This window comes from Streptomyces sp. NPDC018964 (assembly GCF_044390325.1).
In the GTDB taxonomy this organism is placed as follows: domain Bacteria; phylum Actinomycetota; class Actinomycetes; order Streptomycetales; family Streptomycetaceae; genus Streptomyces.
Genome location: NZ_JBIRYZ010000006.1, coordinates 92,315 through 105,490, shown reverse-complemented (window position 1 = coordinate 105,490; position 13,176 = coordinate 92,315). Strand labels below are relative to the sequence as shown.

Annotated in this window: 15 protein-coding genes and 1 tRNA gene; 13 read left to right on the top strand and 3 right to left on the bottom strand. The window is 68.2% G+C overall.

Annotated elements, in window-relative coordinates; all coding sequences use genetic code 11:
* Nucleotides 1-23 precede the first annotated feature (23 nt).
* From ACH5AO_RS12175 to ACH5AO_RS12135, 9 genes are all read left to right on the top strand, one after another.
* Nucleotides 24-275 carry a hypothetical protein gene (locus ACH5AO_RS12175; protein WP_398924150.1) on the top strand — a complete coding sequence of 84 codons (252 nt, stop codon included), beginning with the start codon at nucleotides 24-26 and terminating at the stop codon, nucleotides 273-275.
* Nucleotides 276-309: 34 nt separating this feature from the next.
* The gene (locus ACH5AO_RS12170) at nucleotides 310-498 is read left to right on the top strand and encodes a hypothetical protein (protein WP_018087415.1); all 189 of its coding nucleotides are present in this window, start codon (nucleotides 310-312) and stop codon (nucleotides 496-498) included.
* 11 nt (nucleotides 499-509) lie between these two features.
* Entirely contained in the window at nucleotides 510-1,118 is a 609-nt protein-coding gene (locus ACH5AO_RS12165) for a hypothetical protein (RefSeq protein ID WP_398924149.1), read from the top strand.
* 3 nt (nucleotides 1,119-1,121) lie between these two features.
* Nucleotides 1,122-1,307, top strand: coding sequence for a hypothetical protein (locus tag ACH5AO_RS12160; protein ID WP_398924148.1), 186 nt, complete (start codon nucleotides 1,122-1,124; stop codon nucleotides 1,305-1,307).
* Between the two features lie 5 nt (nucleotides 1,308-1,312).
* Nucleotides 1,313-1,792 carry a single-stranded DNA-binding protein gene (gene ssb, locus ACH5AO_RS12155; RefSeq protein WP_398924147.1) on the top strand — a complete coding sequence of 160 codons (480 nt, stop codon included), beginning with the start codon at nucleotides 1,313-1,315 and terminating at the stop codon, nucleotides 1,790-1,792.
* An 86-nt stretch (nucleotides 1,793-1,878) separates the two neighbouring features.
* On the top strand, nucleotides 1,879-2,778 hold the full coding sequence (locus ACH5AO_RS12150) for a bifunctional DNA primase/polymerase (protein WP_398924146.1): 900 nt from the start codon (nucleotides 1,879-1,881) through the stop codon (nucleotides 2,776-2,778).
* Nucleotides 2,775-3,950, top strand: a complete 1,176-nt coding sequence (locus ACH5AO_RS12145; protein WP_398924145.1) for an AAA family ATPase — start codon at nucleotides 2,775-2,777, stop codon at nucleotides 3,948-3,950. The genes ACH5AO_RS12150 and ACH5AO_RS12145 overlap by 4 nt, the downstream gene beginning before the upstream one ends.
* A gap of 4 nt (nucleotides 3,951-3,954) precedes the next feature.
* Entirely contained in the window at nucleotides 3,955-4,125 is a 171-nt protein-coding gene (locus ACH5AO_RS12140; RefSeq protein WP_398924409.1) for a helix-turn-helix transcriptional regulator, read from the top strand.
* On the top strand, nucleotides 4,122-5,585 hold the full coding sequence (locus tag ACH5AO_RS12135; protein WP_398924144.1) for a tyrosine-type recombinase/integrase: 1,464 nt from the start codon (nucleotides 4,122-4,124) through the stop codon (nucleotides 5,583-5,585). Before ACH5AO_RS12140 ends, ACH5AO_RS12135 begins: the two co-directional genes overlap by 4 nt.
* Nucleotides 5,586-5,639: 54 nt before the next feature.
* Here the strand turns inward: ACH5AO_RS12135 and ACH5AO_RS12130 are convergent, their stop codons facing one another.
* The 3 genes from ACH5AO_RS12130 to ACH5AO_RS12120 form a co-directional block, all read right to left on the bottom strand.
* The gene (locus ACH5AO_RS12130) at nucleotides 5,640-6,683 is read right to left on the bottom strand and encodes a Shedu anti-phage system protein SduA domain-containing protein (protein ID WP_398924143.1); all 1,044 of its coding nucleotides are present in this window, start codon (nucleotides 6,681-6,683) and stop codon (nucleotides 5,640-5,642) included.
* A 28-nt stretch (nucleotides 6,684-6,711) separates the two neighbouring features.
* The gene (locus ACH5AO_RS12125; protein ID WP_398924142.1) at nucleotides 6,712-8,229 is read right to left on the bottom strand and encodes a restriction endonuclease; all 1,518 of its coding nucleotides are present in this window, start codon (nucleotides 8,227-8,229) and stop codon (nucleotides 6,712-6,714) included.
* A 261-nt stretch (nucleotides 8,230-8,490) separates the two neighbouring features.
* Nucleotides 8,491-8,562, bottom strand: a tRNA-Arg gene (locus ACH5AO_RS12120).
* Nucleotides 8,563-8,698: 136 nt separating this feature from the next.
* Here ACH5AO_RS12120 and ACH5AO_RS12115 point away from each other — a divergent pair.
* The 4 genes from ACH5AO_RS12115 to ACH5AO_RS12100 all read left to right on the top strand — a co-directional run bounded on the left by ACH5AO_RS12115 (nucleotide 8,699) and on the right by ACH5AO_RS12100 (nucleotide 13,173).
* On the top strand, nucleotides 8,699-9,181 hold the full coding sequence (locus ACH5AO_RS12115) for a response regulator (RefSeq protein ID WP_398924141.1): 483 nt from the start codon (nucleotides 8,699-8,701) through the stop codon (nucleotides 9,179-9,181).
* 112 nt (nucleotides 9,182-9,293) lie between these two features.
* Nucleotides 9,294-10,265 carry an ArgS-related anticodon-binding protein NrtL gene (nrtL, locus tag ACH5AO_RS12110; protein ID WP_398924140.1) on the top strand — a complete coding sequence of 324 codons (972 nt, stop codon included), beginning with the start codon at nucleotides 9,294-9,296 and terminating at the stop codon, nucleotides 10,263-10,265.
* Between the two features lie 15 nt (nucleotides 10,266-10,280).
* The gene (gene lysA, locus ACH5AO_RS12105) at nucleotides 10,281-11,672 is read left to right on the top strand and encodes a diaminopimelate decarboxylase (protein WP_398924139.1); all 1,392 of its coding nucleotides are present in this window, start codon (nucleotides 10,281-10,283) and stop codon (nucleotides 11,670-11,672) included.
* A gap of 208 nt (nucleotides 11,673-11,880) precedes the next feature.
* Nucleotides 11,881-13,173: a homoserine dehydrogenase gene (locus tag ACH5AO_RS12100; protein ID WP_398924138.1), complete on the top strand. Its 1,293-nt coding sequence runs from the start codon at nucleotides 11,881-11,883 to the stop codon at nucleotides 13,171-13,173.
* Nucleotides 13,174-13,176 lie beyond the last annotated feature (3 nt).

The window sequence follows — 13,176 nt, the reverse complement described above, 5'->3', positions numbered from 1 at the left end:
AAAACCGCCCTGGGAGGGCTCTCGTGACCCCGACCCTGCTCGCTATCGCACTCCTGTTGTTCGTCACGCTTGGTTACATGTCGGTCTGTGCAGCGAGCCCGTTCGGCACCTGCCGCAAGTGCAACGGGTTCGGCTTCGCCATGACCACCGACCGCAAGGGCATGCCCAAGCGCGGCAAGAACTGCCGCCGCTGCAAGGGCCACGGCAAGCGGATACGCGTCGGCCGCTGGCTCTACAACCGCGCCGCCCGCACCTACCGCGCAGGCACCCGCTGACCCCACCCCCACCCCGCAGAAAGGAGGTTGCGGCATGGCCGTGACCATCTCCCTCGCCCTGCTCTTCGGCTTCGTGCTCTTCATGCTGCTGCGCTCCAAGACCCTCGGACCCGGCAGCGCGTTCGTGGCCGTGATGTTCGGCTTCTACCTCGCCTCCACCGGAGCCGCCGACACCGTCAACCAGCTCATGAGCGCCATCGTCAACGCGCTCCCGGACCTGTGAGGAGTACGGCCGTGAACGAACCCATCGTCGCCCGGCACTGGCTCGCCATCGCCGCACCCAAGGCCGCGCCCGCCATCGCCACCACGACCGTGCTCGCACTGGCCCGGATCTGGAACGCCAACGGCGCCGAACACTCCGTCGGCAACGCCGTGCTCATGACCGCCCTGTCTCTGGCCGCCGCCGCGGCCGGCGCGTGCGCGAGCGTCGGCCGCGCCGGAGATCCTGTGCTTGCCGGGACCGCGTTCGCCGCCTCCGGCGGGCTCGCCCTTGCCGGGGTCGCCGGATACGCCGACGGGTGGTCGCTGCCGCTGCTGCTGTGGGCGCTGGCCACCGCCGTCGCCTACGGGCTCGCCGCGCGCTACTGGCGCACCGACCGGCGCGAACGCGTCGCCTACGAGCGGCACGTGAGCGACCGGCGTGAGGAACGCGCCCACATCGAGCGTGTCGAGACCATCCGCGGCACGACACAGATCGAGGTGGCCCGCACCGGCGCCGCCTACGCCGAACAGCTCGCGCAGGCCCTCGTCACCCGCGCCGCGCTGCCCGGCTTCGACCCCGCAGCCCTGGAACGCGCGGGACTGCCCGAGCTGCCCGCCCTCGACACGAGCAAGGAGCACTGAGCCGTGTTCGAGATCCGCGTCATCTGCACGCAGGACGACGCCGAGCGCGTCAGCACCGCTTTGGCCGCCGCGTTCGACACCGGCCCGGCACGCCAGTACTCGACCCGCGACGGCAAACGCACCCGGCTGTACTTCACGGCCGACCACCGCGACTCCAGCACCAACCCGAACCACACCGAAAGCGAGTGATCCATATGTCCGTGGGAGAGACCCCCATCACCATCGTCGGCAACCTCGCCGCTGACCCCGAACTGCGCTTCACCACCGGGGGCGACGCCATCGCCCGGTTCTCCGTCGCCTCCACCCCGCGCACCTACGACAAGGCCACCGGTCACTGGCGGGACGGCACCGCGATGTTCCTGCGCTGCACCGCGTGGCGCGACCTGGCCAACCACGTCGCTGAGAGCCTGACCAAGGGCACGCGCGTGGTCGTCACCGGCCGTCTGCGTCAGCACAACTGGCAGAACGAGCAGGGCGAGAACCGTTCCATGCTCGCCCTGGAAGTCGACGACATCGGCCCCTCGCTGCGCTTCGCCACGGCCAAGGTCGAACGCGTCCAGCGCAACGGTGCCGCCTCCGGTCCGGCCACCGACGCGTGGAGCACTGCCGCCCCCGCCGCGGCCGGAGCCGCTAAGGGCTCCGGTTCCGGGTTCAGCGACGAACCCCCGTTCTAGACACGCCCGGGGCGGGCGCCTCTCACCACAAGACCGCGCCCGCCCCGGCTCCCTTGTCCCTTCGACAGAACAGGAGAACCTCCAGCATGCCTCAACTGGACGGCTCTGCCCAGCTCACCGCGGCGCTTGACGCAGCGTCGCGCGGCTGGCACGTCTTCCCCCTCATCCCCGGCGCCAAGCGTCCCGCCGTCCGCGATTGGGAGACCCGCGCCACCACCGACCCCGAGCGCATCACCCGGTGCTGGACGCACGCCCCATACAACGTCGGCATCGCCACCGGTCCCTCCGGCCTGGTCGTCGTTGACCTCGACACCCCCAAGGGGCCAGACGACACCCCGCCGGCCGAATGGACCGCGCACGGCGTCACCGACGGAGCCGACGTGCTCGCCCTGCTCTGCGAGCGCCACAGTGAGCCCTTCCCCGCCTACACGTACACGGTCCGCACCTGGAGCGGCGGCACGCACCTGTACTTTGCCGCACCTGCGGGCGAGTCCCTGCGGAACACCGCCGGGGATAGCGCCCGCGGGCTCGGCTGGAAAGTCGACACCCGCGCCGTCGGCGGGCTCGTCGTCGGCGCGGGCAGCACCTTCGCCGGAGTGTCGTACCTGGTGGCTCACATGGTCCCCCCGGCCCCGCTGCCGGGCTGGCTCGCCGAGTTGCTGCGCCCGGCGCCGCTGCCCCCGCAGCGTCCGGTCACGGTCCCGCTCACGGCCCGCGACCGGCGCGGCAGGTTCCTGAACGCTGCGGTCAACGGCGAGTTGGCCCGCGTCACCAACTCCGGCCCGCACGAGCACAACAACGCCCTCTACATCGCCTCCGTCGCCCTCGGGCAGTTGGTCGCCGGGGGAGAGCTGGACGCGTACGCGGTGACCGAGCAGCTCGTCGAAGCGGCACTCAGCGTTGGCCAGGGCGAGCGCGAGGCACGCCGCACTATCGCCTCCGGCCTGCGTGCCGGAGCCAACCGCCCCCGGCAGGTCGCAGCATGAGCGCCAACCCGATCCCCCCTCTGCACCTGTACTCCGTGCCCAGCGACCCAGAGGCGGCCCCGCGGGAGCTGCCGAAGCGGGAGCGCCCACGGACGGCGTGGACCGCGGATCAGCTCATGGCCGCGGACTTCCCGGAGCCGAAGTGGGCCGTGCCCGGCATCCTCGCTGAGGGCGTCAACCTGCTCGCCGGGCCCCCGAAGGTGGGCAAGTCGTGGTTGTCCCTCGGTCTGGCACTCGCGGTCGCGGCCGGCGGGCACGCCTTCGATACGGTGCCGGTCGACGGTGGCCCGGTGCTCTACCTCGCCCTGGAGGACACCCCGCGCCGTCTCCAGACCCGCATGGGCAAGATGCTCGGGGGCCAACCGGCCCCGGCCGGGTTGACGCTGGTCACCGAATGTCCGCCCTTCCCCCAGGGCGGCAGCGACGCCATCGCCAACTGGCTGGAGCGCAACCCGGATGCGCGCATGGTCGTCATCGACGTGTTCGCTAAGATGCGTGGTTCCGCTCCGCAGGGCGTGTCCGCCTACGACGCGGACTATGTCGCCGTCGGCTACGCCAAGCGGATCGCTGACCACTACGGGATCGCCGTGGTGCTCGTCCACCACGTCCGCAAGGCAGGCTCGGACGACTTCCTGACCGAGGTATCCGGCACCAACGGCATCGCCGGAGCTGCGGACGCCACGCTCGTCCTCAAGCGGGCACGCGGGCAGGCGGACGGCATCCTGCACGTCACCGGACGCGACGTTGACGAAGCCGAGTACGCGCTTCAGTTCCAAGCTGTTTCCGGCGCCTGGCAGATGCTCGATGGCCCGGTAACCGACCACACCATGGGCGACACCCGCGCCGCGATCCTCCGCCACGTTCGCGCCCATCCCGGCGCCCGGCCCAAGGACATCGTCGCCGCGCTGCCGCAGCTCGATGCCGAGAACGTCCGCCGCACCTGCTCCCGCATGGCTGCGGACGGACAGCTCACCAAGGACGGCACCGGCCGGTACTACCCGGACACCGGGACCCGGACAGAGGGCACGCCGGGGGTGTCCCAGGTGTCCGACTGTCCCAGTCCATCACCTGACCTGCGCAAACAGGTGGGACAGCCGGAATCGGGACTGTCCCACATGTCCGACTCCCAGCCCGCTGACGAGAACTCGGGGGAGGCCAACCGTGGCGCGTGAAGAGATGCTCACGATCTCTGAGGTGGTCGAGGAAATCGGCGTACCCCTGTCGACTTTCTATCGCTGGCGACAGCTCAAGAAGGGACCGAGGGCAATCAAGCTCCCCAACGGTGCCGTACGGATTCGCCGTTCTGAGCTGGAGCGCTGGATTGCCGCTCTGGAGGAAGCCGCGTGAACGACCGTAAGACCAGCGCAATCCCGGGCGCTCGCAACGGCGAGCGCCCGGCCGGGCCTGAAGAACCCACACTCTCCACGGACGTCCGGGTTTGGAAGGTCAGCCGGATATCCAGCAAGACCGCTCCCTATCAACTCCGCTGGGTGGTCGCCGGAAAAATGCGGCACGCCACGTTCACAACGTCGGCGCTTGCCGAGAGCCGCCGGTCGGAGTTGTGGCAAGCGATGCGCAAAGGTGAGGCCTTCGACGTCGAGACAGGACTTCCCGAGTCCGAACTCCGAGCGGCAGCGGCGCAAGCGAGTACCCGACCAGACCCGTCCTGGTGGGACTTCTCCCGCGAGTACATGGCGGTCCGTTGGTGCACGGCAGCAGCGAAGACCCGTGAGGGACTGGCTGACAGCCTCGCCACCGTGGCCCTCGGCATGCTGGGGGAGAGCCCCGGCGCTCCGGAGCCGGAAGACGTACGGCGGGCGGTGCGCTGGGCCGTCGTTCCGGCTCACAAAGTCGAAGAGCCCCCTGCGGAGTTGGAGAAAGCCTGCTCGTGGCTCGCCGCTCACTCTCTGCCTCTTTCGGCCTTCAGGGACTCCCGTGTCGTTCGAGACATCCACTACCGGCTGTCGTTCAGGCTCGACGACACTCCGGCCGCCACGGACACGTACAAGCGCCGCCGCCGCGGTTTCAACACCGCGATGGAGTACGCCATCCAAGAGGGATACCTCGACGAAAACCCCCTCACCGGAGTGAAGCGGCCCAACTCCCAAGGCAATGACGCCGTAGACCCCCGAGTCTTGGTCAACGATGTGCAGGCGCGGCAACTCCTCACGGCCGTCTCCTATATCGGCTCGGTGCATCGCAATCGTGGAAGGCGCCTTGTCGCCTTCTTCGGCTGCATGCTGTACGCCGCGATGCGGCCGGCGGAAGTAGTCGGGCTCCGATTGGAGGACTGCCACCTTCCCGAACAGGGGTGGGGAACTCTCACACTTCGCGAGACGCGTCCTATCTCAGGCAAGAAGTGGACTGACTCAGGAGACCGTCACGACAAACGGGGGCTGAAGTCAAGGGATCCTGGCACAGACCGGCCCGTACCGATTCCGCCTGTCCTCGTGGCGATGCTCCGGGCACACCGGGAGGAATTCGGGACGGCCAAGGATGGACGACTCTTCCCCAACGAGCGGGGGGACCTGCTCGGCACGTCCAGTTACTGGCGAGTGTGGCAGGAAGCGAGACCGCTGGCGCTCCCGCCGGACAAGGTTGGCTCGCCCTTGGCCCGCAAGCCGTACCACCTCAGGGCTACGTGCATCACGAACTGGCTCCGAGCTGGCCTGCCGGTAGCTGAAGTAGCCCGCCGTGCCGGTAACTCGCCGGAGGTCATCCACCGACGCTATGCCGGCTGTATCGACGACAGCGAAGAGGAGAACAACAAGAAGATAGAGATGGCGATGGGCTGGAGCCCGAAGTAGTGAGTGCGGTGCGGACTTCCGCTTGGCGTCGAAGTCCGCACCGTTGACAAAAAGCTACTCGCCGGAGTGTTCCCGAGCATTATTAAAGCGAAGACTTGGGTGGGGTGCTGCGCTACGTCGCCAATAATCCCACCGGCTGGCCAGATATACCTTGCGCTCTTCAGAGATCAGAGGGGTTTTCGTCAAAGCCGACGAGATATCAGGAATTTGGGAAGCGAGCTGCTTGGTTCCTCGTCCTGTGGTGAAAGTAGGGGGCACGGCAACGGCGTTGAAGCTGTCGCGTCGTCCACTGATCGTGACCGCATCTACGGCGTCCCGTTCTGGCCGGAGTTGATCGAAGGTGTACAGGTACTCCGAGGATCGGGGTATGAGATCGCGTTTCCTTCTGAGATATAGAGGGTCTCTGTGGCGACTCTCGTCCTGTCGGAACTCTCTGTCGCGTCCATAGACAAGTATGAACTGCACTTCAATTCTTTGGTAACCGAGATCGACGGGAATGTATGCATGGCGAAAGGCCAGCATATTTTCCGGCAGTGAGAACCAGACCTTCCATTCCAATATCTGGTCAAGGGCTTGCGTCAGATGGGCGCTTGACTGACCGTCCAAAGTGAACCACGGCTTCGTCGGGGCTTCTATTTCGATGCAAAGCGCATACACCGTAGAAGTGTCGCTCCTCACCCACATGAAGTCAGGTACCCGCTCTCGACCAACGCCCTTCAATGACGGCTGGGTGATGACTGCGTCCCAGCATGGGCCGTGGTGCCCTCGCCCAACGTCGTTGCTGGCTCCTGGCAGGAGTGAGGGGTGCTGCTCTAAAAATCTCTGAACCTCAAGCTCACTTGGTTCTGAATCCAGCAGTCGGCGCCACTCCTGCACAAGCCAGTGCTCATAGACTTCCCATGCCAGCGGCTGTGGGCGATCCTGGTTCCAGCGGTCAGCAACGTCGGTGTTTTCCGTCTCGACGTCCGGTTGGTTGTTTGTTGAATGCTGATGAAGCCCAGCACGCTGTGCATTCCAAAAGGCTTCGAAACTTCCGTACTGTTCAAGAATGTCAAGCTCTGTGCCGTCGTGGTTATATGGCTCTGGTGTGAGTTCCATGCCCCCCCTTTGGCCGCGCTGGGCTCCGCTACAGGAGTCCGGCCTCCTGTAGGGATACCTCGTCAGCTTCACGCTGAAGGTGTCCGTGCTCCAGGGTCTTCATCACGATCTTGCCCTCAACCTTGTCGACGTGGAAGGTGGACCAAGTCCGGCACTCAGAGCAGACCTTGCCGACGAGGAACGGTCTCAACAGGTGCAGGCTCCGATCACGCCCGACGAGGTACAGGCTGTGTCTCTCGACCGCACTGCTGCCGTGCTTCATTGTCTCCGTGGGTACGACCGGGTGATCGCCCATCAGGCGGCGGAAGCCCAGTGAAGCTTCGTTGCGGAATGAGTTCCAGTCGACCGAGGTGACTTCGATCAGCGGCATGTCTGCGAGGAACATGGCGCGCCGTAGCAGCAGCTTCAGATCCTCCAAGGCTCCGGCCAGTGCTGTTGGCAGGTCGACATCATCGACCCGGCGCTCATGCGACTCGTTGTTGCGACGCTTCGCGAGCCTCTTCCGCGCCTCCTCGGCATCGTCATCGTTGAGCAGTTGCCCGAGGTCGTGGAGCGGGTGCTCATCGGGAAGGCCCCGACGCTTCCTCTCTCCGCTGATCTCCTGCAGAATGACCGTCCACTCGCCGATTCCCGGCCCTCCGCCGCCCCGGCCGATGAGTTTGTTGCGTAGGGCAGCAACGTTCGACAGCTCGATCGAAGCCTCCCGTGCGAGCGCCGCGGTGAGTAGGGCGCAGTAAGCCAAGAGGATCTCTGCCGCTGCCAGCACTGCGGTGTAGGCCCGGCGAAGGTCTTCGGAGCTGACCCTTGCCTCCACCTCACGCCATCGCAGCGCGATTGGGTAAGGGAAGCGCGTGCGTACGGTGTACCCGAAGTCATCCAGTTGGCTGGCAGCGTCGGCTCGAAGGCGTAGCAGCTGTCCAGCTTCAATAACTCTGCCTCGGGCTCGGGGGCGAGTGCTGCCATCGAAGCCGAAGATCCCTCCGACGACGGCTCCGGCTTCCTCGCTCCAGCGCCGTAGCTCCTCACCAGCAACAACGATCTCTTCGAGTGCCTCCGTGAGAGTGTCGTCTCTTTCCGGGAGACGAACATCCGCCAACGAAGGCACACTCACGCGTGACAGATTCGCCGTTCGAGTGGCGATGCGGTCCAGCACGCCAGATCGCAGGTAGGTGAGGATGAGTTGAACGTATAGCTCCGGAACCTCGGATTTCGGGCGTAGGTAGAGCAGGTATTCGTTGGCAACGGCAGGTAGATCGGCCTCGCGGACCACCGCCCCCCGGCCTAGACCGGGTGCGAAGGTGCGCGTCACGAGGATGTCGCCAGGCTGAAGTAGTTCAGCCTCCCGCCCTGCCGGCACCCACTCGGTCCTGTCGTTGGGCGGGCCGACACCACCGCTGCGGCCGAGGTCGGGGAGCCTAAGAATTCGGACGGTGCCGCTCTTCCCGGGCGGAGCCTTGGGATCGCGATAGGACCTGCCACGCATCACGGAAAATACGTCACTGACCTTGAGGCCGATTGGCGCAGCTGACCCCAATGATTCCGTCATTACCCCCCCTGGAACTGCGCCGATCCTAGTGGGTGGCTTGCCACAGGCAACAGACAGTGCCCTTGGTGTGAACCGCCGAGGTCCTGCCCGTTCCCCTCGGTCGACTTGAGCGGTGACGCGAGGCCCCTCGGTCTCACACGCCACTCACGCGTGAACCGTGATCAGCAATGAGAAAGAGCGGGACCCAGTGAGACTGGTTCCCGCTCTCTTCTGTCGGCATTCGCCCTGGTCAGCGCATAATTTCTGCTGATCTTCGGCGAGTGCCCCCGGCAGGATTCGAACCTGCGCACACGGCTCCGGAGGCCGTTGCTCTATCCCCTGAGCTACGGGGGCGTGTCCGTCGCGGTGATCGCGGCGACGGGTAGAACACTACCAGTTCTCCGGGGGTGGTCATGAACCCGTTTCCGTGGCGGGTGGTGGTAGGCCGGGGTCGGTCCGGAGTGCGGGGTGTCGCCCGTGCGGGGTGGAAGTGGGGAAACGCCGGACGCGGTGGCCGGTGGAGACCTACTCTCGAGTTGTGCCAGGGGCGTCGGGCCGGGTCCTCGTTGTGGACGACAACAAGGTCATCCGGCAGCTGATCAGGGTCAATCTCGAGCTGGAGGGCATCGAGGTCGTGACCGCGGCCGATGGTGCCGAGTGTCTGGAAGTCGTCCATCAGGTGCGGCCCGATCTCGTCACCCTCGATGTCGTCATGCCGCGGCTCGACGGGCTCAGGACGGCCGGTCGGCTGCGTACCGATCCTCGGACCAGTCATCTCCCGCTCGTCATCGTCAGTGCCTGTACTCAGTACGAGATCGAGAGCGGGCTCGACGTCGGGGTGGACGCGTTTCTCTCCAAGCCCTTCGAGCCCGGGGAGCTCGTCCGGGTCGTCCAGCGGCTGATCCTGGGGCCCCTCGGGCGTTTTCGCGGGTCCGGGGACGCCGAGCCCGCCGCCGGGCACGCGGGAGGGTGAAGAGGGAAGCGGGAGAGGGCGGAGTGGGAGGGGGACCGGTGGTCGTCCATATCTCGGGACCGCGGTCTAATGCATTCGTCCACCTGACCCCCTCCTCGCCTACGCTTGTCCCGTGACCCCCGTCGAGCTCTCCCGCACCGTGCTGCACGCGGTGCGCCGTGCCGTCGACGAGGGGGAGCTGAGGGTGGCGTTGCCGGAGAAGGTGCGGGTCGCGCCTCCCGGGCCCGGAGGGTGCGGGGACTACGCGACCAATGTCGCCCTTCAGCTCGCGCGGCCGGCCGGGGAGCCGGCCCGGCGGGTCGCCGAGATCCTCCGGCCCCGTCTTCTGAGGACTCCCGGCATCGGTGACGTCGTCGTCACCGGGCCCGGGTTCCTCAACATCAGCCTCGCCGACGCGGAAGGGGCTGCCGGGCTCGTCCGCGAGATCCTGCGGCGCGGTTCCCGGTACGGGCACGGTGACGCCCTGGACGGGCACACCGTCCGGCTGCGGCCGGCCCGTGAGGTGCGGGCCGTCGTCCAGGTCGAGGCCCTCGTCCGCATCCTGCGGTCGCAGGGTGCCGTGGTGCACACCGACGATCACGACGGCATCGTCGTCCGTCCCGTCCCCGCGCCCGCCGACCCCCTCCCGCTCGGCCCCGACGCCGCCCGCTGGGCCCTGCTGTACCCCGCTCCGCACGACCGTCCCCACATAGACGGTGAGCACCTGGTGCAGCGGGAGGGCAATCCGCTGTTCCGGGTCCGGTACGCCCACGCCCGTACCCGGGCGCTCCTGCGCAACGCCGCCGACCTCGGGTTCGGGCCCGAGGCCGGTCCCGTGGCGGAGGCCACGTCGTTGTGCCGGGTCCTCGCCGACCACCCCCGTGTTCTCGCGGCCGCCGCCACCCACCGCGCGCCCGACCGGCTCGCTCGGCATCTGGTCACCGTCGCCGATGCCGCGACGCCCCTGTTTCCCGCCGTGCTGCCCCTCGGCGACGAGAAACCCTCGGCCGCCCACCGTGCCCGGCTCGCGCTCGCCGACGCCGCCGGGACGGTGCTGGCCGGCGGCCTGGCCCTGCTCGGCATCGACGCACCCGACCATCTCTGAGAGAGCACGCGAACAATGAGCCGTTCCGCCCACCCCGCCGGGCCCCGTCACGCCGACGTCCTCCCCGAGGGGCACTACTCCGCACCGCCCACCGACCTCAACGCCCTCGACTCCAAGGTGTGGGCCGAGACCGTCACCCGCGACACGGACGGTGTGCTCACCGTCGGCGGGATCGACGTCAAGCGGCTCGCCGAGGAGTACGGCACCCCCGCCTACGTCCTCGACGAGGACGACTTCCGGAGCCGGGCGCGGGCCTGGCGCACCGCCTTCGGCGGCGACGCCGACGTGTTCTACGCCGGCAAGGCGTTCCTCTCCCGGGCCGTCGTACGGTGGCTGGACGAAGAGGGGCTGAACCTCGACGTCTGCTCCGGGGGCGAACTCGCCACCGCGCTCTCCGCCGGGATGCCCGCCGAGCGGATCGCCTTCCACGGCAACAACAAGTCCACCGGCGAGATCCGGCGGGCCGTCGAGGCCGGGGTCGGGCGGATCGTGCTCGACTCGTTCCAGGAGATCGTCCGGGTCGCGCACATCGCGCGGGAGCTCGGCACGCGGCAGCGGGTGCAGATCCGCATCACCGTCGGCGTCGAGGCGCACACGCACGAGTTCATCGCCACCGCCCACGAGGACCAGAAGTTCGGCATCCCGCTGGCCGGCGGGCAGGCCGCGGAAGCCGTACGGCGGGCGTTGCAGCTCGACGGGCTCGAACTCATCGGGATCCACTCCCACATCGGGTCGCAGATCTTCGACATGTCCGGGTTCGAGGTCGCCGCGCACCGGGTGGTGGGGCTGCTCAAGGACATCCGTGACGAGCACGGGGTGGAGCTGCCCGAGATCGACCTCGGGGGCGGGCTCGGCATCGCGTACACCAGCGACGACGACCCGCGCGAGCCGCACGAGATCGCCAAGGCGCTGACCGAGATCGTCACCCGGGAGTGCGAGGCCGCCCGGCTCGCCACGCCGCGCATCTCCGTGGAGCCGGGGCGCGCCATCGTCGGGCCCACCGCCTTCACGCTCTACGAGGTCGGCACCGTCAAGCCGCTCGACGGGCTGCGCACGTACGTCTCCGTGGACGGCGGGATGTCGGACAACATCCGGACCGCGCTGTACGACGCCAAGTACAGCGTCGCCCTGGCCTCCCGGGTCTCCGACGCCGAGCCGATGCTGTGCCGGGTCGTCGGCAAGCACTGCGAGAGCGGGGACATCGTGGTGAAGGACGCCTTCCTGCCGGGGGACCTGGCACCCGGTGACCTCATCGCCGTCCCCGCGACGGGGGCGTACTGCCGGTCGATGGCCAGCAACTACAACCACGTGCTGCGTCCGCCCGTCGTCGCCGTCAAGGACGGCGAGGCGCGGGTGATCGTGCGGCGGGAGACGGAGGAGGACCTCCTCCGCCTCGACGTCGGATGACGCCGGATGACGTCAGATGGGGCCGGGGGAGGCCGGGTGAGGCCGGATGAGCGGCGGTCGGCCGCAGGACGGGCCGACGGCGGAAGATCTTCTGTCGCGACGGTCATGGAAATGAAATAGATGTCTCACAATCCGGACCAGGGGAAGAAACCCCCGTCCGGTGAGTGAGACTGGTGCAACCTAGACGGTAATCAGGAATCGAGGTCGGATGATGCGTACGCGTCCGCTGAAGGTGGCGCTGCTGGGCTGTGGAGTGGTCGGCTCAGAGGTGGCGCGCATCATGACGACGCACGCCGACGACCTCGCCGCCCGCATCGGAGCCCCGGTGGAGCTCGCCGGGGTCGCCGTGCGGCGGCCCGACCGGGTCCGCGAGGGCATCGACCCCGCCCTGGTCACCACCGACGCCACCGCGCTCGTCAAACGCGGCGACATCGACATCGTCGTGGAGGTCATCGGCGGCATCGAGCCCGCCCGCACGCTGATCACCACCGCCTTCGAGCACGGCGCGTCCGTCGTCTCCGCGAACAAGGCGCTGCTCGCCCAGGACGGCGCCGCGCTGCACGCCGCCGCCGAGGAGCACGGCAAGGACCTCTACTACGAGGCCGCCGTCGCCGGCGCCATCCCGCTGATCCGGCCGCTGCGGGAGTCCCTCGCCGGCGACAAGGTGAACCGGGTGCTCGGCATCGTCAACGGGACCACCAACTTCATCCTCGACAAGATGGACACCACCGGCGCCGGCTACCAGGAGGCGCTCGACGAGGCCACCGCGCTGGGGTACGCCGAGGCCGACCCCACCGCCGACGTCGAGGGGTTCGACGCCGCCGCCAAGGCCGCCATCCTCGCCGGGATCGCCTTCCACACGCGGGTGCGCCTCGACGACGTGCACCGCGAGGGCATGACCGAGGTCACCGCCGCCGACTTCGCCTCCGCCAAGGAGATGGGCTGCACCATCAAGCTGCTCGCCATCTGCGAGCGGGCCGAGGACGGCGCGTCGGTCACCGCGCGGGTGCATCCGGCGATGATCCCGCTCAGTCACCCGCTCGCCTCCGTGCGCGGCGCCTACAACGCCGTGTTCGTCGAGTCGGACGCCTCCGGGCAGCTGATGTTCTACGGGCCCGGCGCGGGCGGCGCGCCGACCGCCTCCGCCGTGCTCGGGGACCTGGTCGCCGTGGGGCGCAACCGGATCGGCGGGACGACCGGGCCCGGCGAGTCCGCGTACGCGGCGCTGCCCGTCTCCCCGATGGGCGAGGTCGTCACGCGCTACCACATCAGCCTCGACGTGGCCGACAAACCGGGCGTTCTCGCCCAGGTCGCGACCGTGTTCGCCGAGCACGGTGTCTCGATCGACACGGTGCGCCAGCAGGGCAAGGACGGTGAGGCCTCCCTCGTCGTCGTCACGCACCGTGCGTCCGACGCGGCCCTCGGCGGGACCGTCGAGGCGTTGCGCAAGCTCGACACCGTGCGCGGTGTCGCCAGCATCATGCGGGTTGAAGGAGAGTAACCA